The 25,482-nt window shown below is 49.4% G+C and carries 25 protein-coding genes and 3 riboswitches; of the genes, 3 read left to right on the top strand and 22 right to left on the bottom strand.

What is annotated here, in order from left to right:
• The first annotated feature begins 36 nt into the window (after nt 1-36).
• Entirely contained in the window at nt 37-1,206 is a 1,170-nt protein-coding gene (locus HPY28_RS06350) for a CapA family protein (protein WP_174230251.1), read from the top strand.
• A 62-nt stretch (nt 1,207-1,268) separates the two neighbouring features.
• Here HPY28_RS06350 and HPY28_RS06355 read toward each other — a convergent pair whose 3' ends face one another.
• The 14 genes from HPY28_RS06355 to HPY28_RS30815 all read right to left on the bottom strand — a co-directional run bounded on the left by HPY28_RS06355 (nt 1,269) and on the right by HPY28_RS30815 (nt 13,467).
• Nucleotides 1,269-2,534, bottom strand: coding sequence for a homoserine dehydrogenase (locus tag HPY28_RS06355; RefSeq protein WP_174230252.1), 1,266 nt, complete (start codon nt 2,532-2,534; stop codon nt 1,269-1,271).
• 86 nt (nt 2,535-2,620) lie between these two features.
• Nucleotides 2,621-2,732, bottom strand: a riboswitch (SAM riboswitch).
• Between the two features lie 66 nt (nt 2,733-2,798).
• Nucleotides 2,799-2,905: riboswitch (SAM riboswitch) on the bottom strand.
• A 94-nt stretch (nt 2,906-2,999) separates the two neighbouring features.
• Nucleotides 3,000-3,134 (bottom strand): hypothetical protein, encoded by a 135-nt coding sequence (locus HPY28_RS30685; RefSeq protein ID WP_017249489.1) that lies wholly within the window; start codon nt 3,132-3,134, stop codon nt 3,000-3,002.
• A 159-nt stretch (nt 3,135-3,293) separates the two neighbouring features.
• Nucleotides 3,294-3,497, bottom strand: a riboswitch (cobalamin riboswitch).
• A gap of 33 nt (nt 3,498-3,530) precedes the next feature.
• Nucleotides 3,531-4,022 carry a methylated-DNA--[protein]-cysteine S-methyltransferase gene (locus HPY28_RS06360; protein WP_174230253.1) on the bottom strand — a complete coding sequence of 164 codons (492 nt, stop codon included), beginning with the start codon at nt 4,020-4,022 and terminating at the stop codon, nt 3,531-3,533.
• Nucleotides 4,023-4,029: 7 nt separating this feature from the next.
• Nucleotides 4,030-4,545, bottom strand: coding sequence for a DinB family protein (locus HPY28_RS06365; RefSeq protein WP_174230254.1), 516 nt, complete (start codon nt 4,543-4,545; stop codon nt 4,030-4,032).
• 44 nt (nt 4,546-4,589) lie between these two features.
• On the bottom strand, nt 4,590-5,213 hold the full coding sequence (locus tag HPY28_RS06370; protein WP_174230255.1) for a cyclase family protein: 624 nt from the start codon (nt 5,211-5,213) through the stop codon (nt 4,590-4,592).
• 21 nt (nt 5,214-5,234) lie between these two features.
• The gene (locus HPY28_RS06375; RefSeq protein ID WP_017249494.1) at nt 5,235-6,224 is read right to left on the bottom strand and encodes a Gfo/Idh/MocA family protein; all 990 of its coding nucleotides are present in this window, start codon (nt 6,222-6,224) and stop codon (nt 5,235-5,237) included.
• Nucleotides 6,225-6,249: 25 nt separating this feature from the next.
• On the bottom strand, nt 6,250-7,749 hold the full coding sequence (zwf, locus tag HPY28_RS06380; RefSeq protein WP_174224339.1) for a glucose-6-phosphate dehydrogenase: 1,500 nt from the start codon (nt 7,747-7,749) through the stop codon (nt 6,250-6,252).
• Nucleotides 7,750-7,846: 97 nt separating this feature from the next.
• Nucleotides 7,847-8,467, bottom strand: coding sequence for an arylformamidase (kynB, locus tag HPY28_RS06385; protein ID WP_174230256.1), 621 nt, complete (start codon nt 8,465-8,467; stop codon nt 7,847-7,849).
• Nucleotides 8,468-8,606: 139 nt separating this feature from the next.
• Nucleotides 8,607-9,782 (bottom strand): ATP-binding protein, encoded by a 1,176-nt coding sequence (locus HPY28_RS06390; protein ID WP_173622156.1) that lies wholly within the window; start codon nt 9,780-9,782, stop codon nt 8,607-8,609.
• Nucleotides 9,783-9,971: 189 nt separating this feature from the next.
• Nucleotides 9,972-10,496, bottom strand: coding sequence for a phage tail protein (locus HPY28_RS06395; RefSeq protein ID WP_173622157.1), 525 nt, complete (start codon nt 10,494-10,496; stop codon nt 9,972-9,974).
• Between the two features lie 15 nt (nt 10,497-10,511).
• Nucleotides 10,512-11,021 carry a phage tail protein gene (locus HPY28_RS06400; protein ID WP_174230257.1) on the bottom strand — a complete coding sequence of 170 codons (510 nt, stop codon included), beginning with the start codon at nt 11,019-11,021 and terminating at the stop codon, nt 10,512-10,514.
• A gap of 27 nt (nt 11,022-11,048) precedes the next feature.
• The gene (locus tag HPY28_RS06405) at nt 11,049-11,564 is read right to left on the bottom strand and encodes a phage tail protein (protein ID WP_017249500.1); all 516 of its coding nucleotides are present in this window, start codon (nt 11,562-11,564) and stop codon (nt 11,049-11,051) included.
• A 54-nt stretch (nt 11,565-11,618) separates the two neighbouring features.
• Nucleotides 11,619-12,095, bottom strand: a complete 477-nt coding sequence (locus HPY28_RS06410) for a GNAT family N-acetyltransferase (RefSeq protein WP_017249501.1) — start codon at nt 12,093-12,095, stop codon at nt 11,619-11,621.
• A 271-nt stretch (nt 12,096-12,366) separates the two neighbouring features.
• Entirely contained in the window at nt 12,367-13,467 is a 1,101-nt protein-coding gene (locus tag HPY28_RS30815; RefSeq protein ID WP_305820042.1) for a peptidoglycan-binding domain-containing protein, read from the bottom strand.
• A gap of 222 nt (nt 13,468-13,689) precedes the next feature.
• On the opposite strand from HPY28_RS30815, the gene HPY28_RS06420 reads away from it, so the two are divergent.
• Together HPY28_RS06420 and HPY28_RS06425 are read left to right on the top strand one after the other, a co-directional pair.
• Entirely contained in the window at nt 13,690-14,007 is a 318-nt protein-coding gene (locus tag HPY28_RS06420; RefSeq protein WP_007728447.1) for an ArsR/SmtB family transcription factor, read from the top strand.
• A gap of 99 nt (nt 14,008-14,106) precedes the next feature.
• Nucleotides 14,107-15,204, top strand: a complete 1,098-nt coding sequence (locus tag HPY28_RS06425; RefSeq protein ID WP_174230259.1) for a saccharopine dehydrogenase family protein — start codon at nt 14,107-14,109, stop codon at nt 15,202-15,204.
• A 33-nt stretch (nt 15,205-15,237) separates the two neighbouring features.
• Here the strand turns inward: HPY28_RS06425 and pyrE are convergent, their stop codons facing one another.
• From pyrE to pyrR, 8 genes are all read right to left on the bottom strand, one after another.
• A complete protein-coding gene (gene pyrE, locus HPY28_RS06430) occupies nt 15,238-15,876 on the bottom strand; it encodes an orotate phosphoribosyltransferase (protein WP_174230260.1) in 639 nt (212 codons plus the stop codon).
• Between the two features lie 27 nt (nt 15,877-15,903).
• Nucleotides 15,904-16,641 carry an orotidine-5'-phosphate decarboxylase gene (gene pyrF / locus HPY28_RS06435; protein ID WP_371736719.1) on the bottom strand — a complete coding sequence of 246 codons (738 nt, stop codon included), beginning with the start codon at nt 16,639-16,641 and terminating at the stop codon, nt 15,904-15,906.
• Between the two features lie 15 nt (nt 16,642-16,656).
• Nucleotides 16,657-19,869 (bottom strand): carbamoyl-phosphate synthase large subunit, encoded by a 3,213-nt coding sequence (gene carB, locus HPY28_RS06440; protein WP_173622162.1) that lies wholly within the window; start codon nt 19,867-19,869, stop codon nt 16,657-16,659.
• Complete coding sequence (locus HPY28_RS06445; protein ID WP_017249508.1) at nt 19,853-20,950, bottom strand: carbamoyl phosphate synthase small subunit; 1,098 nt, start codon at nt 20,948-20,950, stop codon at nt 19,853-19,855. The genes carB and HPY28_RS06445 overlap by 17 nt, the downstream gene beginning before the upstream one ends.
• A 55-nt stretch (nt 20,951-21,005) precedes the next feature.
• Complete coding sequence (locus HPY28_RS06450; RefSeq protein WP_173622163.1) at nt 21,006-22,286, bottom strand: dihydroorotase; 1,281 nt, start codon at nt 22,284-22,286, stop codon at nt 21,006-21,008.
• Nucleotides 22,253-23,194 (bottom strand): aspartate carbamoyltransferase catalytic subunit, encoded by a 942-nt coding sequence (locus HPY28_RS06455; RefSeq protein ID WP_017249510.1) that lies wholly within the window; start codon nt 23,192-23,194, stop codon nt 22,253-22,255. Before HPY28_RS06455 ends, HPY28_RS06450 begins: the two co-directional genes overlap by 34 nt.
• Nucleotides 23,195-23,379: 185 nt before the next feature.
• Nucleotides 23,380-24,738, bottom strand: coding sequence for a solute carrier family 23 protein (locus tag HPY28_RS06460; RefSeq protein WP_173622165.1), 1,359 nt, complete (start codon nt 24,736-24,738; stop codon nt 23,380-23,382).
• 161 nt (nt 24,739-24,899) lie between these two features.
• Complete coding sequence (gene pyrR / locus HPY28_RS06465; RefSeq protein WP_007728461.1) at nt 24,900-25,439, bottom strand: bifunctional pyr operon transcriptional regulator/uracil phosphoribosyltransferase PyrR; 540 nt, start codon at nt 25,437-25,439, stop codon at nt 24,900-24,902.
• Nucleotides 25,440-25,482 lie beyond the last annotated feature (43 nt).

The raw sequence follows: 25,482 nt of genomic DNA on the forward strand, positions 1-25,482 counted from the left end.
TTCATTTATGTAAGGATAGAATCACAAGGGGGAAAAATGAACGAGACCAGATCAAGTCGGGTAAAAGCTCGGCGCAAGAAATCACGTAAAACATGGGTACGTGTTGGAAAGAGCACGCTCCTATTTAGCGTATTGGCCATCTTCGTCGTCGGAACCTATTACCTATTCCAAACTGCCATGGATGGAAAATATGCCAACCCGAACGAGCAGCCTGCTCCTGACAATACTGTGAACCAAAAGACCTCTGTGCAGCTCACCTTTGTCGGTGACATCATGATGTCCGGGAATGTAGAGAAAACCTTACTCGCAAACAGCTATGACTACCCATTCAAGCATGTAAGCTCACTCTTTTTGCAAGATGATATCACGATTGCCAATTTGGAGACGCCGATCACTGCCACAGGTGTTGCCGCACAGAACAAGGCGTATGTCTACAAGTCATCGCCACTTGCTGTTCCTGCCATGAAAAACGCAGGGATTGATGTGGTGAATCTCGCCAATAATCACTCCATGGATCAAGGAGTTCCGGGATTGCTCGATACCTTTGACGCTTTGGACAAGAACCGGATTGAATACGTCGGCGCCGGAAAGGATGCCAACCGTGCCTATTCCCCTGTATTCATAGAAAAGAACGGCATCAAGATCGCGATTCTCGGCTTCAGCAGGGTCATTCCCGAAACAAGCTGGTTTGCAGGGGATTCCCAGCCAGGTATGGCCGCTTCCTATGATCCTACGCTAGCAGTGAAAGCGATCCAAAATGCGAACAACCAAGCGGATCTCGTCGTGGTGATTGCGCACTGGGGAAAGGAACGCTCCGATTATCCTGTCGATCATCAAGAAGAGTTGTCTCGTGCCTACATCGATGCTGGTGCAGATTTGATTGTCGGCGGTCATCCCCACGTACTTCAAGGCTTTGAACGATACAATGACAAATGGATTGCGTATAGTCTCGGCAATTTCATTTTCACACGATCAAGCGAACCCAAGACTTGGGAAACGATGGTTCTGCAAGCAAGCTGTACGAAAAGCGGTGATTGTGAGCTGACGATGCTTCCGTTTCACGCAGAATTGGGACAAGCTGTACCCATGAATGAAAGCAACGGCGCTGCCCTGCTAAAACGTATTGAATCCATTTCTGAGAGTGTAGACATACAAAGTGACGGGCGTGTACAGCCGCGCGCAAAAGCGGTGGAGATTGCCCCCTGACAAAAGAAGCCGTGTTTCCAGGTAACTAGAAATACGGCTTTTCTTCTTATTTTTCCTCTTACTTACGTAGATTCGATAATGGGGAAGCAGCGAATTTCTAAGCCAAAATCATTTTTCAATAGGGACTCGTGCTCTTTACTGATTCCTGTCACGATCAAACCTGCACGCAATACGCCCCCCAAGTCGAATTGGACTTTTAGTTTATGCACGTTGACTCCTGCTTGCTGAAGGAAATACAAGACACGATCTGGCGTAGCAGTATGACATGAGCCCTCTAGATAACACAGGACGCGTTCCTCCGAATCCACCGTGACTCCTGCTTTGTCAGCCGTTTTTTCTTTCCAAGTAGGATGAGGTGTGAATGGCTGTGTCAATAAATAGGCCAAATCCTCTACGACTGCACTTGCTGTAGGGAGCTCTCCTGCCCCTCTTCCTGTAAACAACAAGTCTCCCACGATGTTGCCCGATAGCTGCACAGCATTAAACGCGTCGTGGATTTGCGCCAACGGATGGCTCAGCGGAAGCATGGTTGGTTCAACAGATAGGCGAATTCCTTGTTCAGCTTGATAGGCCTGCGCGATGAGCTTGATCCGGTACCCCAGCTCACTCGCAATCCGAATGTGACCCGCTGATAAATCTGAAATCCCTTTACGAACAACATCTGCTAGCGGCAGCGATTCTCCATAAACAAGCTGTGCCAGGATGTACAACTTGTACATAGCGTCAAAGCCTTCTACATCCGAACGAGGGTCTGCTTCCGCATAGCCCAACTCCTGCGCTTGCTTGAGCACCTCCTGATAAGAGAGCTGTTCTGCTTCCATTTTCGTCAAAATGAAGTTCGTTGTTCCGTTGAGAATACCGCGAACACCTTGGATATCGTTCGTGCGAAGGAACTGCCGGAGCACGCTCAAGATCGGGATGCCCCCTGCCACACTCGCTTCATAGGCCAGATGTACTTGATGCTGATTTGCCAAATCGACTAGCTCTGTTCCTTTTTTCGCCAGAAGTTCTTTGTTGGCAGTTACTACATGGCAGCCCTTTTCGATCAAAGCACGGACGTAGTCATAGGTAGGTTCTACACCGCCCATGACCTCCACCACGATATCCACATCGCTTCTCAATACTTCCTCAAAGTCAGTTGTCAGTAAAGCCGGGTCGACATGAACCGCCCGCTCTTTTTCCGAGTCACGCACCAAGGCCTTGACGATCTCAATTCGTTTTCCCAGACGAGAAGCCAGCTTCTCCTGTTGCGAACGGATCGTTTTGATTACGCCTCCACCCACTGTTCCCAATCCCAATAATCCCACGCGTACCACTTCTGCACTCATCCTGACCACCCCATACCCCGAATTTTAGATAAAAAGAAAAGCCATCTTCGATAAGAAGAAGGCTTGTTAGTAGCTAATGCTCCCCCTCCTTATCTCCCAGGACGTATATGTCCTGCAGGAATTGGCACCTTGTCACAAAATATGCGTGACGGTTGCCGGGCTTCATCGGGCCAGTCCCTCCACCTCTCTGGATAAAGAAAATATGAAATTGAAAAAAACCTTCTTCGCTAAGAAGAAGGTTCATCTACTAATAGAGTAACCCGCTTCTTATCTTTCGAGACGAAACGTCTCGCAGGAATTGGCACCTTGTCGCAATATGCAACGGTTGCCGGGCTTCATAGGGCCAGACCCTCCACCTCTCTGGATAAGAACTATTTATGCTGTTGAGCTTTATTCTAAGAAATTCCAAGGCAAGCGTCAACAAAATTCTTTCTTTTCTGATTGTAAGCTGATTTGTCAAGGCTTTCAGTTGGGAGTGAACAGGCTTTCTACCTCTTCCATACTGCAGCAAGTGCAATGAAACACACCCTCCTGACCTTCCTCAGGCAGCTCTTTTTCCTCGACATATCCGCACCATTGGCAAATGAAAAGTTGAATCATCGCACGCCCTCCTCTTCTTTTATCCTGCCCAAAATAAAAAGAACATTTTCCGCTCGACCGTGACGATCGTTAGAAAATGCCAGAAAAAGAGGGACGCACTTGTCCACGCGCTGTTTTTCGCAAGCCATCTCTAACACCTCCCTATCTCCCGTAGGTCTATCAGTGTTGTCGAAACAGGCAGGTCTCCTGACTATGGGTTCATCGTCTAGCGTCGCCTTCCCCGTCTATTTTGATAGACCAGTGGCTTGTTGGACGCTGACTCCCCTCTTACAGTGGCGGGACCGTGTCGGATTTGCACCGAGCTTCCCTATTATCCTTGTGGCGAATGTTACGCCCGAAGGAACCTGTTTCCACCTATGAAATTGTCTTTTCTCACTACTCTCCTCAAATTTTACCTTATTCTTCCTTGTTTAGCGAACATTGTTCGTGGGTCAGTAGCCATTCCTTTCGCCACAAGCCACCCGAATAGCCTGTTAGACTCCCGTTTGCTCCTATAATTCTATGGCATGGCACAATGATGTTCAGCCGATTTTTTCCGTTGGCATTCCCGACAGCCCTCACCGCATTTTCCTTCCCAATCAACGCGGCTAGCTCCGTATACGTAATCTTGTGCGCATAGGGAATGGTGGTCAATGTGTGCCAGACTGATTTCTGAAAGTCTGTCCCTTTCATCCACAGGGAAACAGAAAAGGACTGTCTCTTGCCGGAAAAATATTCGTCCAGCTGTTGCCAGCAAACGAGGAGAGGCTCGTGGCAATTGTCTTCATGTTCAAGCAAAATGGGTTCGTCCCGATCTGTGAATAGGATAGAACATACCCCGTCTTCTGTCCCACTGATTTCCAAGACACCGAGGGGCGATGCATAATCGATTGTCTGTATCCTTTCCATACGAGACCTACCCTAAATACCGCTCTCTCAAAATGGTACTGTGGTGAGCTTCATGTCCTGCAATCACATAAGCCAACGTCCTTGCAGATAGCTTGTTTCCGTTGGCAATTCCTGTACGCAACCACGCTTCTGGAGAGATTCCTCGGACTTGCGCGATAGTCGAAGCACGTACAGCCTTATACTCTTCCAATAAATCAGAGAGGTCTCGTAGCTGAAAACACCCGTGTTCGACAAAAGCATTCTCATCAAAACCGATGAGGGGTGTCTGGTCTCCTCTCGCGATTCTCAGTAAGCGATAGCTCATGATGCGTTCTGTATCGACGAGATGACCCAAAACCTCTTTTAACGTCCATTTGCCTAGTGCATACCGATAATCAATTTGCTCAGGCGCAAGTGACGAAAATAGCGCGACTTGCCTCTCTCCTTGTTGCGTAAGGATCGTTAGCAGCTCCCCCTCCGGTACAAGCCCAATATAATAGTCAAAATAAGCGGCGTATTCATCGCGCTTTGGTCGTCTGAGCATGTATTTCCCTCCCCTTCATTTTGGATAGACAAATGATGTCTCCATTATTCGTTATGTAATCCTTCAAACAATAGGACCCTTGCCGGGGCTGCATCCGTGCCGATCAGCTTGAGTGGTGCAGCTACCAGAAAATAATCGCCTGGGGGGACCTCCGCTAGCCGCAAGCCTTCCACGACAATGACGCCCGCTGCAAACAGTTTTTTATGGGTGGGGTGCCCTTCCTGACTGCGTTCGATTCCAAGTGCATCGGTTCCAATGCCCCGTACCCCCAGCTCACTTACATATTCTGCACCTTCCTCTGACAGAAAGATGAATTCAAAAGAGAACGCCTCTTCAAAAGAGTTTTTCGTTTTAAACAGGACAAAATCTCCTCGCTCAAGATCGAAGCTCTCCAAGTCGGAGCGAGTGATCCTGTCCTCTACCGCTGTGAGATCGAGAACCTTGCAACTGCCCACTAGCTTCTCCAATGAAATACTCTCAAATGTATCGCCAGCATTCACCATGTGCAGGGGAGCATCTACATGGGTACCAGAATGAAGGTCCATATCGATTCTCGATTCTGTTACATAGCCATTGGTAGCGGTACGTATTTTCGGCTGCTTTTCCGGCTTGTTTTTATACACCGTCATTCCTTCGTACACGGTGGCGGTTACATCATACATTTTCATCCCAAATGCCCTCCCCTTTACTTACCGTTTTTTATGATCCGCAGGAAAAACGATTCCCATCTGTCTTCTTACTTCATCCATGACCTGCATGGTCGTTTTGGAGACATCATGTGAATTCGTTGTAGATTGTCTTGCCCCTATCCTTGCCAAGTGTAGGAACTCCCTAATTTCATAATGCATGGTCTTCGGGGTCTGCGGCCTTGTCACTTGCTCGATTCGTCCGTCTCTATAACGAATGTCCACTTCTTTGAGATGGTTGATTCGATCGATCACCATCGTGGCGTCCTCCCCTTGGATTTCTGCTGGCTGATAGGAGGTCGTAATTTTCGAAAAGCTAATGATTGCATCCATCTCTCGATACTTCAAAAGAATGCTGCCTTCCCCGTCCACTCCAGAATCAAGCACAATTCCTTCTGCCTTGATGTCGTCTGGTCTGCCAAAAAGGATGAGTAACGGATAAAGACAATAGATTCCGATGTCCATCAAGGCTCCGTTTGAAAAAGCAGGATCAAAAGCACGTAAAACCTTCCCTTCGCGATAGGCGTCATAGCGCGAAGAATATTGGCAATTGCTAGCAATATAGCGTCGTACTTTTCCAAGCTTGTGCAGGTTGTCTTGTATCGCAAAAAAATTGGGCAACAGCGTAGATTTGACAGCCTCCATGAGCAGCACGTCATTTCTTTTCGCTGCTTCGATCATTTCTTCTACCTCAATTGCATTGGAAGCCAGTGGCTTTTCACACAATACGTGTAGCCCCGCGTCCATGCACTGGATCGCTTGTTCCGCGTGGCAGGAGTTGGGGCTCGCGATATAGACCGCGTCCATATTTTTGCTTGCAGCCATTTCTTCTAGGCTGTTATAGGCGAATGGTGCATGGTACTTGTCAGCGAATTCCTTGGCGCGTTCGATGGTACGTGAATAAACAGCCTGAAGAGAAAATCCTTCAACTTCTTGACCAGCCTGGATAAATTCCTCGGTGATCCAGTTCGTTCCGATTACGCCAAATCGCATCTCATCCGCTCCCTTTTCTTTTGGTCTATCTCGTTGCAGTGACCGGCACTCGTTCTTCGACCTTATCCAGCCACCACACGAATCCGTCCGCAGCCAGCAATTGCTCTGCGGCCTTCGGTCCAAATGAGCCAGCTTCGTACGTAAAGAGCGGCACCAAATTCTCAGCGAAGGCTTCCAAAATCGGTGTCACCCACTCCCAAGACAGCCGGACCTCATCCCAATGCGCAAAGTAGGTGGAATCCCCTCGGAGTGCATCGAACAAGAGCAGCTCGTACGCTTCTGGCACGTCTTTTGTCCCCGCACTGAAATCTACCGTCACCGGCTCAATCTTACCGCTATTTGTCGGATTCTTACTATTTACCTGCAAGGCAATACCTTCGTTCGGATTCACGCTAATGATCAACAAATTTGGCGATGTTGTTTCATTTTGCTCCTGATATAGCTTTTCGTGCGGATTTTTGAACTCAATGACGATCCTGGTTGATTTCTCTTGCAGTCTTTTTCCCGTACGAATATAAAAAGGTACCCCTTGCCAAAACGGGTCATCAATCCAGACACGAGTGGCAATATACGTTTCTGTCATCGAAACTGGATCGACACCAGGCTCGTCCCTGTAGCTAGCCACAGGTGTTCCTTGAATATGTCCTGCACTATACTGACCGCGAATCACGTGGGTGCGGACTTCTTCTTTCTTCATCGGACGCACGGCCGCCATCACCTTGCGCTTTTCTTCGCGGATATGGGCGGAAGTGATTCGCTTCGGAAGCTGCATGGCGATAATCATGAGCATTTGCAGCATGTGATTTTGGAGCATGTCGCGCAGTGCACCGGCTGGCTCGTAATATCCCGCCCGATCCTCGACGCCGACCGTTTCATTCGCCGTAATTTGCACGTTGGCGATGTACTGGTTGTTCCAAAGAGCCTGGAAGACCGGATTCGCAAATTCGAGAGCCTCAAGGTTTTGAACCATCGGTTTTCCCAAGTAATGGTCAATGCGATATATTTCTTCTTCCAAAAATGCTTTCCCCAGCTTTTCATTCAATTCTTCGGCAGATTGCAAATCATGCCCAAACGGTTTTTCAATGATCAGACGCTTCCAGCCTGTCGTTGAACCCAGTCCACTGACCTTAACATTGGTTGCAATTCCCTCGAAATATTGCGGGGCTACTGACAAGTAAAACATCCGGTTTTGCGGGATCTGCAGCTCTTGCTCTCTCTGCAGGACCAGATCATGTAACGTTTCATAAGCACGCGGCTCCATGACATCTACTTCCGCATAGCGACAAGCAGACAAGAAAGCGTCTAGTTCGTGGGAAGCAATCTGAGCTCGACGGGAAAACTCATGGACAGACTGGCGAACAGATTCCTGAAATTCGTCACCAGACCAGGCCCTTCTCCCTACACCGATAATCGAAAAGGCAGCAGACAACTTTTGATCTACATATAAGTTAAAGAGCGCAGGGAAAATTTTGCGTTTGGCTAAATCTCCTGTTGCACCAAAAAGGACAAAGGTCATCGCTTCCATCTACTTTTTCATTCCCTTCATACGTACGCCGTGATGATGGTTTTTGTAGTTACCCTATTATTATTCGAGAAAATCACTGCTTTATCAATATACAGCCTCACGAACGACGCAAGATTGCACGTACCGGACTCCCATCTGCTTCCATCAAAAGCAGCGGCAGTGCGATCAGTTCATAATCACCCGGTTCTACATGATCGAGCAGAAGCCCCTCCAAAATATGAATGTCATACTGATGAAGCCCATGATGAGCAGCCAGTTCCTTGCTGTCCAATGGATCGACAGACGGGACATCTACTCCAATCAGCCGAATGCCTTTTTGGGCGAGGAACGCTGGTAAGTCCGTTCGCAGATGACAGATGGTTGACGGAAACTGATTGGGGTCGCTCCATGATAAGGTTTTGAGCAGCAAGCGTTCCACCCCCTCCAGATCTACCTGGGCAAAATCTTCTGGGCCAATGCTGGAACGTCCCGTAAGCTCTACCACTCTTGCCTCTCCAATATACAAGTCCAAAGGCAATTCAGCTATTTTTCGGCCATCGTCATCGAAGTGGAATGGAGCATCCACATGGGTGCCTGTGTGAATACTCATGGTTACTTTACCAACATTGACTGATCCGCTCTCCGCTTTGGGCCAGTTTACGACATAGTGAAAGGGAGTGTCCCCTGGCCAGGTCGGCATACCTGCCATGAGCGGACGGGATATATCTACTATTTTCATCACGTATCCTCCACCTTCCAGCAACTGTTCGTGCCTATACTCAGCGTACAAAAAAGACTATATTGAGTCAATATTCTAACATTTGTACCAAGAAAAAAGACCGCAGCTTGATAGCGAGCTGACAGTCTTTTCGTTGATGTTAGATTCTGCTATGAAGAGACAGGTAATCCCACACCTCATCATAGATTCCGTTGTAATCCACTTGTTTCAAATGTTCTTTCAAAGTCCGCAACCACTCAATGGTTGTTGGATAGGTAGCTGCAATGGCCTCCCGTAGATCGCTCATTTGAATCGGGCGATCGACCCCTTTTGTTACAACATCATGCCAGACCTGCTCCGTTGCGAGCTCCACTACATACTCGATGTCTGCCCCCGAATAAAACTCTGTCCATCCTGCTAATTGCTCATAATCGAGCGTCTCAGAAGGACGGCCCTCTAGCTTTAAGCGAAAAATATCCTCCCGTGCTTGCCGATCTGGCGGTCCGACAAAAATCCAGTGATCAAAACCAGCTGCTCGGAGCATGGAAGGCTCCAATTCCCATGGAACGTTGGTTGAACCCATCAGGACGAATCGTTCGTCGTATTCGCCTGCCTCCGCTATCTGCTGAAGCCATTTGGAATCGATCCCCTGTCTAGGATAGGAGTTCGGATGCTCTTCGTAATGGCTGGAAGCGTCTAGTTCATCTAAAAAGAACAGAAACGGTTTATCGGCAGGGACTGTTGCCAGTAAGTCCTGGATGTTGAACTGCCTGTTCGACGGCGCATACATACTTCGACCGCCTGTGATCGCCATGGAGAAAAAATGAGCCTGACATTCTTCTGCGGTTGCTTTTGCTAGCAAAGATTTTCCGCACCCCGATGGTCCGTAGAGTAAAATGGTACTTTTCTTTTGAGACAACCGTTGCGAAATAGGATGTAGGAGTCTTTGAAAAATTGCCTCTTTTACTCGTCCAAGCCCGCCGACCATTCCAAAACCCGCCGTTTTCTCAACGAGTTGAACCGATTTCGCGGTGGTCTTCCCTTTGCCCCCTTCGATGACGCGTATCTTAGGTGAAAACATCGTATATGTTGAGGAATCCTTCTGATTGATCCCTTTTAACGTCCGCGAATATGGGGATTCCTTTTGTAGCTTGTTGAGTTCGATCACAATTTTTTCCTTCATTGCTTCATTTCCATAGGCAAGGGCCTGCGTAAACGCTTGTAAAGCCTCCGTACGATCCCCGTGCTCAGCATGCTCTAACCCTAATAACAGCCATACTGGGGCATTGCGTTGATCGCTCGTCAACATGCTTTTCAGTATTTCTATCTTCGTCATCTGCTTCATCCTCTGCGATCGTTCTGCTTCAAGCGATCGTTTAATATCACGGACATATCCATTATAATGCATACGTCTCGCAAGAAGAATACGAAAAGTAGGAAAAGATGGAAGAAGGGCTGTGACCGTCATCGTCATTCGAAAAAGACGCCTTCTGCTACGCAGCATCGGGCGTCCAAAATACGGTTCCTATTCTCTCGGCGGAAAAGCTCCGCCTTCCACACAAATGATGAACGAGAGTCCAAGATAAGGTTGCATATTATTATGAGGTTGAGTCCCGCCTGTGGTGCCGATTGCTTGCGGACTAAGCTGTGTCCCATCACTCGTGTTAGAGTAAGGAATGACAGCTCCCCGGCCAACGGTGGAAGACCATTTTGCGCCTGTTGGCGTATCCTCTGTAGGAGTTGAGCACGCATTCGGAACATGAGTATGTGCCGGAATATCGTTTTGCAGCAACGTTATGCTGCTTGAACCACCTGTCTCACCTACCACACGTGGTGTCAAGCCAGGTCCTTCCCCCTGGTTCATTGGAGCTGTAGCTCTTAAATTAGGAAGAGCAAATGTGGTCTTGCCATCTCCGCCATACTTCGCTCCCAATATCGAATACAAGACAGGATTGGAAGAGATCGCAATCAATTGTCCATCACAAAAAGCCCAGTCCCTCGGTGGGAAGTTTCCACTGAAGATACGAATTTCTCCAATATACGGATCCATATGGTAGTGCCTCCTCTAGTTTCTTGACGGGTAAATCCCTTGAATTGCGATGCAAAAATTTCCGACCAAATACGGCTGCATATTATAATGTGGTGCACTGTTTCCTACCGTTTGCAGCGCACTCTCGCTCATCGTCGTATCCGGGGTTGTCCCATAGGTTGTAGCGGAAGCTTGTGCCCAGTAGTTCCCAGCGCATACTTTTTCATTGGCAACTGCATTCGAACCGCTTGCCGTATGGGTATGGGCGGGTATCTCATTTGTCGTTAATACATGCGTTTCTTCGCCGGCTGACATACCGAGCGTTACGATTTGGCGATCCGAGTGACGATTCGTATGAACGGGGACACGCCCTCTTAAATCTGGTAAAGCAAACGTAGTTGTCCCGTTCCCCCCATAAACAACTCCTACCAAGGAAAACAGTGCCTGGTTTCCGTTGATAGGTAGCAGAGCACCATTACACAAGGCCCAACCCTTTGGTGCAAATGGAAATGGAAAAAAGCGAATTTCTCCAAGAAATGGTTCCATGTAAAATCCTCCTGTTCGATTTGGATATTACTGTTGTGAAGGATAGATCCCGTACAGGGCAATGATGAAATTAATAACCGTAAACGGCATCAGGTTACTGTGTGGTTGATTCCCACCTACACTGCTCAAGCTGGACGCGTTCATTAATCCATCAGGTGCATTCGCTGAATATTGCTGCGCATTCTTTGCCCATACAGCATTGGCAGGGCTGTTCTGCGTTCCTGGCTGCGATGATGCATGGACCGTATGCGTATGCGCGGGCAATTGTGGGACGGTTAAGGTGACGGATTCTACACCATTTTTTTCACCCATCACGTAGGTAGTTCCTGTTCTCGGATTTTTCCCTTGATTAAGCGGGATACGTCCCCGTAAATCAGGCAACGCAAAAGTCGTTTGTCCATCCCCGCCGTATGTGGTTCCAATCAAACTAAACAATGTGTCGTTTTCAGAAATAGATAAGATTTGTCCATTGCATAATGCCCAACCTTGTGGTGCATAATCTCCTCCAAACATCCTGATTTCTCCAATAAATGGCTCTGCCATGTTGCTTCCTCCTTATGTAAAGTGGTTATTTCCGTTGTCGAACGAACAGATTGGTCATTTTTGCAAACGTGGCTGCCATTCCATTTGGATATACAGCCCCGTTGAGTCAGTTACGATGAAATGAAGTCGTTCATATAATCGAAAGGCGGGATTCCCTTGTACAACATGTAAACGGATTGGTAATTGGAAAGCTTGAGCCTCTTTTTGCAGATCGCCAATCATACCAGAACCAACACCCTGTCCCCGATAAGCAGGCAGCAAAGAAATATCTACGAGGTGCAATGCATCTCCGCTCGCATCCGTGATCATCCGACCGATAGGCTGCTCGGATCGAAGAATGATTTGATGCTTCTGAGCGGGAAACTGCATTTGGTAAGACTTCTGCTGCATGATAAACTGCGACTGTAAAAAAGCAAGCTTGTCCGCCTCACTCCAACCCCAAAGAGCCATTTCTTCGGTTCTCGTAGAACCGTACAATTCCCAAATAAATGCTTCGTCTTGCTCATATTCAAAAGGTCTGGTATGTACCATAATCCTCCTTGCATGCAATCGTTGTACTTTTCTGTCATTTGATCAGTTACCTGCTTGCATTCTTTCAGGCTGGATACGCTGACTTGTCTTTCCTATGTGTATCGCTCTTCCTCCATCGAACTTTTTCTAATATCCCGGCTGATTAAATAGCAATCATCAATCATGATATCATTAGCCAAATTCCTTCTAACACTAACTAAAGTTAGCTCTTTTACATGAAAAACGCTTCGTCCCTATAAAAGAGGCGAAGCGTTTTATCTCCTGTGTACAGTTAGTCTTTTCCAGTACCTTCGTTATCCTCATTGTTCTTACCGTTGCCGCCTCCATTGCCATTGCTGCCACCGTTGCCGTTACCACCACCGTTGCCATTGCTGCCACCGTTGCCGTTGCCGCCTCCATTGCCTTTTCCACCACCGTTGCCGGTTCCGCCGCCGTTGCCTTTTCCACCACCGTTGCCGGTTCCGCCGCCGTTGCCGGTTCCACCGCCGTTGCCTTTACCTTGGCCTTCACCTGTTCCGCCGCCATAACCTTTGCCTTTGCCTTGGCCTTCACCCGTTCCGCCACCGTAGCCTTTACCTTTACCTTGGCCTTCACCTGTTCCACCGCCGTAGCCTTTGCCTTGGCCCTCACCTGTTCCACCGCCGTAGCCTTTACCTTTACCTTGGCCTTGGCCTGTTCCGCCGCCGTAACCTTTCCCTTGGCCTTGACCTGCTCCGCCGCCCATTCCGCCACCTTGACCTGCTCCGCCGCCCATTCCGCCACCTTGACCTGCTCCGCCGCCCATTCCGCCACCTTGACCTGCTCCGCCGCCCATTCCGCCACCTTGGCCTGCTCCGCCGCCCATGCCGCCACCTTGACCTGCTCCGCCGCCCATTCCGCCACCTTGGCCTGCTCCGCCGCCCATGCCGCCACCGTGGCCTGCTCCACCACCGTGACCTTTGCCGCCGCCTTGGCCTGCTCCACCACCGTGACCTTTGCCGCCACCTTGACCTGCTCCACCACCGTGACTTTTGCCGCCACCTTGGCCTGCTCCACCACCGCGACCTTTGCCGCCACCTTGGCCGCGTTTTCCAGATTTGACACTATCATAGGAATAAACAATGCTTTGGAACGTACGATTATCTACATTTCCTGTAACCGGCAACCCGTGTTTTTTCTGATAATGCTTTACACCTCGTACGGTAACATCATCGTAGTATCCATTGATTTGACCCGAGTAACTACCTAATGATTTCAACATCCCCTGAATCACATAAATATCTGGCCCATGTGCACCTTTGCCCACAGCCTGTCCCGTATGAGGAAGAGAAAACATCAGTGTGGCAGACAAAAAAGCTGCACCGATGATTTTCTTAACCTTCTCTGTTTTCATAAGAGAGCCCAGGCTCCCCGTTCCTTTTTTCATACACAAGCACCTACCTTTACTTTTTTTGTAACCTCCCTTACTATTCCCTACTTTTCTTTCCTATTGCATCTGGCCAATCTCGCTTCCTCTTATTTTTTGCTGATTGATCAACGTTTTTATGACTTGCAAAAATAAGGAAGAACCCATATACTTTGGTTCAAATGATTAAGTTTATTAACGGAGTGTGCAATGACGAATCCAACCTGCAATGAAAAAGCGATTCAAATATTTATGGAGTTAAGTCCATACTTCCAAGGCTTAGGTGATCCGATTCGGCAGCAAATTGTAGCTCTTCTCATCGACAAGGAAAGCATGAACGTAACACAAATCGCCGAGCATATTCCCATGTCTAGACCTACGGTGTCTCATCACTTGAAAATATTAAAACAGGCGGGCCTAGTAAACGTTCAAAAAAAAGGAACGGAGATGTTTTATCGGCTTGAAATTACAGAAGCGATCAGGCTTTTTAAGCAATTGGTGACTTTCGTCGAAGAAGAGTGCAACTGAATTTGAAACGTCACGAAAAGGGACAGTGTGTCCCTGTTTTTCACACTTATCCGTTAATAAACTTAAACGCATAAACCTTTAATCAAAGGAGAAATCTTCATGAATCTCACCAAAGTTTTAATTGTCGGCGGCTACGGAACGGTTGGGAGCCAAATTGCCAAGATCCTGCACGATCGCCACCCTACTCTCGAATTATTGCTGGGAGGAAGGTCTACGGGAAAGTCATTGCCTTTTACATCCGGTAGGCTAAAGCCTTTCCTCCTAGACATCTCCAAATCCGATCCTCTCGCCCATGCTCCTGATGATTTGACTTTGATCATTAGTGCAGTAAATGATCCTGATGACACTCTGCTTCTTGCCGCTGTTCGCCGACAGATTCCTCTGATTGACGTCACACGTTGGACAGAACGATTTACACGATCGATCGAACGCTTGAAGAATGAGAACATTGGCTCTCCAGTCATTCTCGCCTCAGGGTGGATGGGGGGAACTGTAGCACTTCTTGCAAGCATACATACAGCTTCCCTGCAAGATGTCCAGATACATCTTCACGCCCTTTATTCCCTTCAAGACAAAGCGGGTCCAGATTCCACCGACTATATGGATCGTATGACGATTCCTTTTGCCGTCACCACACCGACTGGCGTAAAAGAAGTGACACCCTTGTCAGATCCGTTACCCGTCACCTTTCCGAATGGGTACCATGCGAAATGCTATCGTCTTGACACACCCGATCACATGACGCTCGTGAAAGCCCAAAACGTAACTGCCGCTGATTTTCGTATCGCCTTCGACAATAAACTGTCTACTTTTGCCCTCGTTTCATTGGTGAAAAGCCGGATATGGAACCTGCTCAGCAAAAGCACACGTCAAAAAATACTGTACAATCCAGGTGAAGGGTCACCTCACCATGTTGTCATCCAATTAAATGGGCGCAATCAGCATGGCATGAACGTGAAACGCCAAATCGAGATCACTGATCCGAAAGGGCAGACTCACCTAACTGCTTTGGGAGCTGCCATTTTTGCACAACCCATCATTCGGCAAAACGAAAACTCAACTGTTACGCCCGGTATTCTTTTTCCAGAGGATTTCGGTCATTTCGAAATGACTGCCGATGATATACTCCAGTTCTATCGATCCGAAGGGGTCCAGATTGTGATCCACGGCGAAACAAAAAAGAGTAGGACGGTTTGATCACCGCCCTACTCTTCATCATGTATCCCTTCCTTATTCAAAAAAAGTACGCGGGGATTTCCGCCATTCGCCCAGTACTTTTTCCTGTTCACTTGTAATAACCCCTTGCTCTGAAGCTATTTCCAAAAGTGCTGTGTAATTCGATATGGTGGAGCAAGGAATGCCTGCATCCTCAAACAAGGCTTGGGCATCTGGGAATTGGTAGCTGAAAATGGCTACGACCCCCAGTACCTCTCCACCCTCAGCCTGCACAGCTTGCGCTGCTTTCAAGGAGCTGCCTCCTGTGGAAATCAGGTCTTCAATCACGACGACCTTTTGACCAGCCGCCAATGCGCCTTCAATCTGATTTTGGCGACCGTGGCCTTTTGCCTTGTCCCGTACGTAAATCATAGGCAGATCAAGCAGCTCTGCTACCCATGCAGCATGTGGAATACCCGCAGTCGCTGTTCCAGCAACGACTTGCGCATCTGGGTACTGCTCCTTGATCAAATCGGCAAATGCTCTCGCAATGGCACGGCGCACATGCGGATAGGACATCGTGATCCGGTTGTCGCAGTAGATCGGGGATTTGATCCCGGACGTCCATGTAAAAGGTTGTTCCGGTCGCAAATGAACTGCCCCGATTTCGAGAAGGTTCGCTGCAATATGTTTAGCGGTTGTCTTTGTCGTCATTTCCCTTATTCCCTCCAGCTGGCTACTTTACGAACGATCTTTGTCCACTGCTGCGACGATACTTTGCCAGACACCTACCGGATCTTTTGCACCCGTAATCGCGCGTCCGATCACGAGGTAATCACTGCCCAAGCGAAATGCCTGTTCCGGCGTCGTGATGCGCGTCTGATCGCCTTGATCTGCTCCCAGTGGACGAATTCCTGGTGTTACGGTTACAAATGTGTCTCCAGCAGCTTTTTTGATCATCGGTACCTCTAGTGGAGAAGCAACTACCCCATCCAAACCAGCTTGCTTGGTCATCAGCGCATAGTGCACCACAACATCTTCTACATCACCTGGAATCGCCAATTCTTGATTCATCGTTTGCAAACCAGTAGATGTCAGCATCGTCACACCGATCAGGAGGGGACGAGCAGCACCTGCCGCTGTCCCTTGCTCCAAACCTTCTCTCGCTGCCGCCATCATGGCTACGCCGCCTGCCGCATGAACGTTTACCATGTCTGCTCCCAGACGCGCCAGGCTTCTCATCGCGCCTTTAGCTGTATTGGGAATATCGTGAACCTTCAAGTCGAGGAACACTTGGAGTCCTTTTTCCTTCAAGAAGGAAACGATCGCTGGACCTTCTGCGTAAGCGAGCTCCATCCCCACTTTTACATAGCGGATATGCCCCTGTAGCGGCTCGATGCACTTTTTGACTTCATCCAGTGTGGAAAAGTCGAGCGCAACAATCATGCGTTCGCGAATATCGGTTAGTTGTTGTTGCACGCTGCTCTCCCCTTTTTATACGGTTACTGCCACTTTGGCACCAGCACGCTGGGCTGGCATTGCTTCTGTAGAGAATGTGATCGTCTCCAGTACGTGCAGGAGAGCGGAAGCTGTATCGAGTGAAGTCAAGCATACGGCGCCGTTCTCTACTGCTTCCCGACGAATGCGGAAGCCGTCGCGTTGTGGCGTTTTGCCTTTTGTCAGTGTATTGAGTACGATGTTCGCTTCTCCTGTATGGATGACATCCAACAGGTTTGGCGTGCCCTCAGACAATTTGCTTACGCGTGTTACTTGCAGTCCCGCTTGCTCCAAATAATCTGCTGTGCCTGCGGTCGCCATCAGCTTGAAGCCAAGGTGGCGGAAGCGTTTCACGATGTCTAGCGCTTCTTCCTTGTCTTTATCAGCAACTGTCACAAGCAATGTGCCTTGTGTCGGGATATTCATGCCCGCTGCGACCAAGCCTTTGTACAATGCTTTTGCCAGTGTGCTCTCGCGTCCCATGACTTCTCCGGTCGATTTCATTTCAGGGCCGAGCGTAATATCGACGCGACGCAGCTTTGCGAAGGAGAAGACTGGTACTTTGACAGAAACCATCGACTCCTCTGGATGGTAGCCTGGTGTAAAGCCTTGTTCGATGATCGAGTGACCAAGGATCGCTTTCGTTGCGATGTTTGCCATTGGAATCCCCGTTACTTTGGAGAGGAATGGCACCGTACGGGACGAACGCGGATTGACCTCGATTACGTATGGACGGTCTTTATAGATGACGAACTGGATGTTGAGCAAGCCTTTGATTTGCAGGGCGCGCGCCAGCTTTGTCGTCATGTCAATCAGCTCATCCTTGATCGCTTGGGACAAGGATTGCGGAGGATATACAGCGATAGAGTCACCGGAGTGCACCCCTGCGCGTTCGATATGCTCCATGATGCCTGGGATCAAAACATTTTCGCCGTCGCAGATCGCATCGACTTCCGCTTCTACCCCCACCATGTAACGGTCAACCAGTACAGGGTGATCAGGATTTACCTTCACCGCTTTTTCCATGTACTCCAACAGTTCGGACTGGTTGTAGACGATTTCCATCGCACGTCCGCCAAGTACGTAGGATGGGCGAACCAGCACTGGGAAGCCAAGTCCTTCTGCTGCCACTACTGCCTGGTCGACTGACGTAACCGTTTTGCCTGGTGGTTGGGCGATTTCCAGCTCGCGCAGCAGCGCTTCGAACTTCTCGCGGTTTTCCGCTGCGTCGATGTTTTCGAGACTCGTACCCAAGATTTTGATTCCACGTGCAGCCAGCTTGTCAGCCAGATTGATCGCGGTTTGTCCGCCGAATTGTACGATGACACCCTCTGGTTTCTCTACATCGAGAATGTTCATGACGTCTTCAATGTACAGCGGCTCGAAGTACAGGCGATCCGAAGTGTTGAAGTCTGTTGAAACGGTCTCCGGGTTGTTGTTGATGATCACTGCCTCATAGCCCGCTTCTCTCAGTGCCCAGACAGCGTGGACAGTCGCATAGTCAAACTCGATTCCTTGACCGATGCGGATTGGTCCAGAACCCAGCACAACCACACGCTTCTTGCCAGTCTCGATGCGCTCGTCTTCTACTTCATACGCGGAGTAGTAGTACGGTGTTTGCGCTTCGAATTCTGCCGCGCAAGTATCTACCATTTTATATACAGGTACAAAGCCTTTTTCTTTGCGCATCGCGTGTACCGCTTCTTCTGTCTCACCGCACAGCTCGGCAATTTTGCGGTCTGTGAAGCCCATGCGTTTTGCTTCGTACAGCTTCTCACTCGTCAAGCCTTTTGCCAGTTCCGCTTCAAAAGCAATCATTTTATGGAACTTATGCAGGAAGAACAGATCGATCTTGGTCAGGTTGTGCAGTTGTTCGATCGTCCAGCCACGACGCAGTGCTTCTGCCAGCAGGAAGAGGCGTTCGTCATCCGCGTGCACCAGTCGAGCTTTCAAATCTTCCTCGCTGATTTCGCCTGCTCCCTCGATCTCGATGTGATAGCTGCCGATTTCCAAGGAACGGATGGCTTTCATGATCGATTCTTCAAAAGTCCGACCGATCGCCATGACTTCTCCAGTCGCTTTCATTTGCGTACCGAGCTTGCGGTTTGCGGATTGGAACTTGTCGAATGGCCAGCGTGGGATTTTGCTGACGATGTAGTCCAGTGTTGGCTCGAAGCATGCGTATGTTTGGCCTGTCACCGGGTTTTTCAGTTCATCCAACGTGTAGCCGATTGCGATTTTGGCTGCCATCTTTGCGATTGGGTAGCCTGTTGCCTTGGAAGCCAGTGCAGAAGAGCGGCTCACACGCGGGTTCACTTCGATCACGTAGTATTGGAAGCTGTGCGGGTCGAGTGCGTATTGTACGTTGCAGCCACCCTCGATACCTAGTGCCCGGATGATGTTCAGTGCGGATGAGCGCAGCATTTGATATTCGCGATCAGCCAGTGTTTGGCTAGGTGCTACTACGATGGAGTCACCTGTATGCACGCCGACTGGGTCGATGTTTTCCATGTTGCAGACTACGATGCAGTTGTCGTTGGCATCGCGCATCACTTCGTACTCGATTTCTTTCATGCCGGCAATGCTTTTCTCGATCAAGCATTGCGTAATCGGGGAGTATTTCAATCCGCTTGCGACGATCTCGCGGAGGGTTTCTTCATCTTCACAAATTCCACCGCCTGTACCACCCAAGGTGTAGGCAGGACGAACGATGATGGGATAACCGATTTCGTTTGCAAAATCGACAGCTTCTACGACCGTGCTCACGATGACGGATTCAGGTACCGGCTCACCCAGTTCATTCATGAGAGAGCGGAACAGGTCGCGGTCTTCTGCTTGCTTAATCGATTCCAGCTTAGTTCCGAGCAGCCTTACATTTTCTTGCTCGAGAACGCCTGCTTCTGAGAGAGCAACAGCCATGTTCAAGCCTGTTTGACCACCAAGTGTAGGCAACAGTCCATCCGGCTTCTCTTGACGAATGACGCGCGCTACGAATTCAGGTGTGATTGGCTCTATATATACTTTGTCCGCCATGTTTGTATCAGTCATGATGGTCGCCGGGTTGGAGTTGATCAGAACTACCTCCATGCCCTCTTCTTTTAACGCTTCGCATGCTTGCGTGCCTGCATAGTCAAACTCTGCAGCCTGCCCGATGACGATAGGTCCAGAGCCAATTACGAGGATTTTTTTCAGATTATCTTGTTTTGGCATGAGTTTTTTCCTCCTTAGCGGTTTCCATCATCGCAAGAAACTGGTCGAACAGGTAGCCGGAATCATACGGACCTGGAGCTGCTTCTGGATGGTACTGTACTGAGAATGCATTCTTCGCTGCATGACGTACGCCTTCGACGGTGCCATCATTGAGTGCGATATGTGTAACTTCCAGTTCCGTGCCTGCCAGTGAATCTTCTTTGACTGCATAGCTGTGGTTCTGGGATGTGATATATGTGCGTCCGGTTGGCAGCTCTTTTACTGGATGGTTGCCGCCACGGTGTCCGAATTTCATTTTCGTCGTGTCCGCGCCAGATGCTAGTGCGAACAGCTGGTGACCGAGGCAAATTCCGAACAGAGGATATTCACCCAAGATTTCGCGAATCATCTCTACAGCTTGCGGTACATCCTTCGGGTCCCCAGGGCCGTTGGACAAGAGAATCCCGTCTGGTTGAATGCGGCGAATCTCTTCTGCTGTCACATTGTAAGGCACGACTACTACGTCGCAATTGCGTTTGGTCAGCTCGCGCAAAATTCCGTGCTTCGCGCCGAAGTCTACCAGTGCTACCCGATGACCTGTACCTGGGCAGCTGAAGACGCTTTTCGTAGAAACACGTGATACTTGGTCTGTCATCAATGTCGTGCCGTTCAGGGCAGCAACCAATTCAGCCAACGGGGCTTCACTGGTTGTAATCATGCCCTTCATCGTGCCGTGGTAACGAATTTTTCTCGTCAGCATCCGGGTGTCGACTCCAGCAATACCTGGGATGTCGTATGTTTTCAGCAGTTCATCGAGTGTGTTCGTATTGCGCCAGTTGCTAGGCGCCTCGCAATGCTCGCGAACAACGAAGCCGTGAATGTATGGACGAACAGCTTCAAAGTCGTCTCGATTGATCCCGTAATTTCCGATTAGCGGGTATGTCATGGTGACGATCTGTCCGCAGTAGGATGGGTCGGACAAAACCTCCTGATAGCCAGTCAGCCCTGTATTGAAAACCACTTCCCCGTAGGACTCCTTTGTCGCTCCAAATGCTGTCCCGATAAATTCTGTTCCGTCTTCCAAGATCAATCTTGCACGCATCTATGCTCCTCCTCCATTGTCGTGTAAAAACTTGTGTCTCGTCTGTAAGTCGTTTTTACACGTTTTGATATACGATCTTCCCATCAACCAGTGTCAGGGTCGGCCAGCCTTTGCATGCCCAACCAGCAAATGGTGTGTTGATTCCTTTACTTGCGAATGTGCTTGGGTCGATTGTTTTTTCCGTTTCCAGATCAATCACAGTCAGGTCTGCTGGTGCGCCCACTTCCAGACGTCCGTATGGCAGTTTGAATGCTTCTGCTGGCTTCACGGTCAACAGCTCAACCAGCTTCTTCAAGGTCAGCTCTCCGTTTTGCACGAGATTTGTGTACAGGAGCGGGAATGCTGTCTCCAGTCCGACGATTCCGAATGGTGCTCGGTTCATCCCGTTTGCTTTTTCCTCTTGAGTGTGTGGTGCATGGTCTGTGGCGATCATATCAATGGTGCCGTCTTTCAATCCCGCAATCAGTGCAGCACGATCCTCACGAGAGCGCAGCGGCGGGTTCATTTTCCAATTCGTATCCAGATTGTCCGGGATATCCTCATCGCACAGCAAGAGGTGATGCGGACTGACTTCACACGTTACATTTACGCCAGCGCGTTTCCCATCGCGTACCAGACGCACCGACTCTTTCGCACTGATGTGGCATACGTGGTAGTGCACACCTGTCTGTTCTGCCAGCAAAATATCGCGACCAACGTGGATGGACTCTGACTCAGAAGGAATTCCAGGGAGTCCGTGTCGAGCAGCTACCACCCCGTCATGCAAGGCTGCTCCTGGGATCAACAGGTCTTCGTCCTCGCAGTGAGCGACGATTGCGATACCGAGCTCTGCTGCTTTTTGCATGGCCTTTTTCATCATCGCTGTTGATTGCACGCCCACACCGTCATCCGTCAGCGCAAAGATCCCCGCTTCTTTTAACCCAGCGAAATCCGTCAGCTCTTTTCCCAATTGGCGAACGGTAATCGCACCATACGGGATCACGCGCGCCATACCAGCCTCGCTCGCTTTGTCCAAAATGTAGGTCACGGTCTCGACACTGTCGATGGATGGTCGTGTGTTCGGCATGCATGCTACTGTTGTAAATCCGCCTTGTACCGCTGCTTTTGCCCCTGTTTCGATCGTTTCTTTATGTTCGAAGCCTGGCTCACGCAGATGTACGTGCACATCGATGAGACCGGCGCTAATCATACCGCTGTGGCAATCGATCCATTCATGTCCCTCGCGATCGAGCGTTTCCCCCATCGCTGTGATTCTTCCCTTTTCCACCAATATTTCCATCGGGGTGAGTTCCCCCGCCTGATTTAGTACGTTGCCGTTGCCAAGGATGATTCCCATGTCATTTCGCTCCCTTTCAAAAGAGTTTCTAGAACTGCCATTCTTGCTGCGACTCCGTTGGTCACTTGGGTTTGAATCAAGGACGTTTCGCATTCTACCAAATCGGTATGAATCTCAACCCCGCGATTGACGGGTGCCGGATGCATGATAACTGCGCCGGACTTCATCATTTTGGCTCTTTCCAGAGTGAGCCCATGTGCCTTGTGGTACTCTTCTTTCGATAGATAGAGGGATTCCGCATGGCGCTCTAGCTGAACGCGCAGCATCATGACCACATCTGCGGTTTGAACCGCTTCTTCCATTTCCACGATTTTGACACCTTGCGGGATATGCGCCGGCATCATCGTAGCAGGACCCGAGAGTAGCAGATTCACGCCGAGCTTCGGCAGCGCATGCAGGTGAGAACCGAGCACGCGGCTGTGGCGCAGGTCTCCCATGATCGCTACTGTGAGACCAGATAGCTTGCCAAACTGTCTTTTCATGGTCAACAGATCGAGCAGGCATTGGGTCGGGTGCTCATTCGTTCCATCTCCCGCGTTGATCAGCTTCAGGTCTACGCTTTCTGCTAACTCTTGCAGCAGGCCTTCTTTCTTGGTGCGGATAACGGCTGCTTCCACGCCCATTGCTTCCAAGGTGCGGATCGTGTCATAGACCGTCTCGCCTTTTACGGTGGAGGAGGTTTCCGGAATGAAGTTCAAAACATGTGCGCCCAGTCGCTTTTGTGCTACTTCAAAAGAGAAGCGGGTTCTGGTACTGGCCTCGAAGAACAGATTCGCGACAAACCGTCCGCGCAGGATATCCGCTTGCTCAGTTGGTCTAGCAGCCCAATACTCTGCTCGCTCGAGGAGCTGGATGATCTGTTCTTTCGATAAGTCTTTGAGGCCAATCAGGTGCGCTACATTTTTCATCATGAATCCCTCCGGTTCATTTTGGTCAACAGAAAAGCTTTTTTCATAAGAAAAGCTTCTTGGCATCGCTTTGCATCTGGAGGCAAGCGAGACAAGAAGCTGGTTGGGTGCCTTTTTCGGGCAGCCTTAACAGCGTTCTATGCCTTGCCAGCCTCTCTGGACTGGATTTAAAGGATTGGGAACGTTTAGGCTATTTGTTTTTGTTCTTCCTGGTGCGCTTCGCCCATCGCGGACTCTTTTCCTGGAAGGATCAGGTGCAGAATAATTCCCAGGAAGGTAGAGAGTGCGATATTATCGATGGTCAGATCGTTCAGGAAAGCGATACCTGTACCTGCAAAACTGATTTTGTATCCGCCGATTCCCGTGACGAGGATGACCGCTGCGAGAATCATGTTGCGTTTGTCTGCAAAATTCACTTTGTGCTCGACGTACATCCGCAAGCCTTGTGCCGCGATGATACCGAACAGGATGATGGAGACACCACCAAGTACCGGCGTTGGAATCGTCATTAAAATGGCGCTAATCTTACCAGCGAAGGCGAACATGATTGCCAGTACAGCAGCCAGACCGATGACCACTCGGCTGTATACCTTAGTCATTGCAAGGACACCAATATTTTCTCCATACGTCGTTGCTGGCGGACCTCCCATGATGGCTGCGAGTGAGGTTGCCACCCCGTCTCCGAGCAAGCTGCGGTGCAGACCCGGATTTTTCATCAGATCGCGATCCATGACCTTGCTCGTTACCAGCAAGTGTCCCAAATGCTCTGCCAGCGTGACGAAAGCGACTGGCGCAATGACGAGTGCTGCGATCCATGCAGAGCCGTCACCGATCGCACTCATGACTTCGGTAAATTTGAAGTGCTCCGTAAACATTTTTTGTGGCGTGATGAACCAGTCTGCTTCTACTACTTTTTGAAAGTTAATCAGATCAGGGTGACGCAGCAGCGTGTATACATAACCAGAAACCATTCCGATCAAGATGGGGATAAGACCAAGGAAACCGCGTAGCATGACCGCTGCTAGAACTGTTATGACCACGGTAACGAGCGAGATTTCAATCGAAGTCAGTGACATTTGCGATTGACCGTCTACAGTGACTTTCGTTGCCATGTCTACTGCTACGCCAGCCAGGCTCAGACCGATCACAACGATGACGGATGCGATGACAACTGGTGGCAGTACCCGATCGAGCCATTTGACTCCTGCCTTCTTCACAATTCCGGCGACGATGATGTACACAATCCCGGAGAGGAAGCAGCCTAAGAGTGCCGTCCCTACACCATGCGATTGACTCACGACGATAATCGGACCGATGAAGGCGAAGGAAGAACCGAGATAGTTCGGAAGCTTTCCTTTGGTGATCCACAGAAACAGAAGTGTCCCGATCCCGCTCGCCAAGAGGGCCGTTGCAACATCCAGACCCGTCAAGATCGGTACGAGTACAGTCGAGCCGAACATCGCGAACAAGTGTTGAATACTGAGTGGCAGCAATCGCGAAATATGTGGTGTTTCGTCTACATCGATGTAATTTTTTTGGCTCATGCCTGTATGCCCCCTGTTTTGTTTCTTTCATTCAAAAAGCTTTTTTATACAAAAAACCTCTTTGTGCGGACACAAAGAGGCTAGCTTCACCATGCTCATGGGAAGTTTCTTGCCTCTTGCCGACCTCACGGGATCGTTTTTAAAGAGGAGTTCTTTTATTTTTACAGTAGCTGTCGGATGGACACAATGTCCATAACGTCCACTTCTGCCAATTGTACATCGACAATTTCCGTTCGAGCAGTTGGGAGGTTTTTTCCGACGAAATCAGGGCGGATGGGTAGCTCGCGATGACCGCGATCAACCAGAACAGCCAGTTGAATCATCCGAGGGCGACCGTTGTCAATCAGTGCATCCAATGCGGCACGCACTGTTCTTCCCGTGTAGAGAACATCGTCCACCAGAATCACAGTCTTGCCCGTGATTTGATCTGGGAGCTTGGAGCCTTGCAAAATGGCATCTTCTGACTTGTGTTGCAGATCGTCACGATAGAACGTAATGTCCAGCTCACCGACTGGGACTTTCACATTTTCAATCATTTCGATTCTTTCCACAAGACGCTGTGCGAGGTAGATCCCTCTGGTCTTGATGCCCACGATAATGAGATCTTCGACGCCTTTGTTTCGCTCGATAATTTCATGTGCGATTCGAGTGAGCGCGCGGCGGATTGCGGCTTCATCCATAATGACGCTTTTGTTGATCATCTCAATATCCCCTTTCTCGACGGGAACAGTGGACCTTACGAAA

The sequence above is a fragment of the Brevibacillus sp. HB1.2 genome, from assembly GCF_013332495.1.
GTDB classification, from domain to species: domain Bacteria; phylum Bacillota; class Bacilli; order Brevibacillales; family Brevibacillaceae; genus Brevibacillus; species Brevibacillus porteri.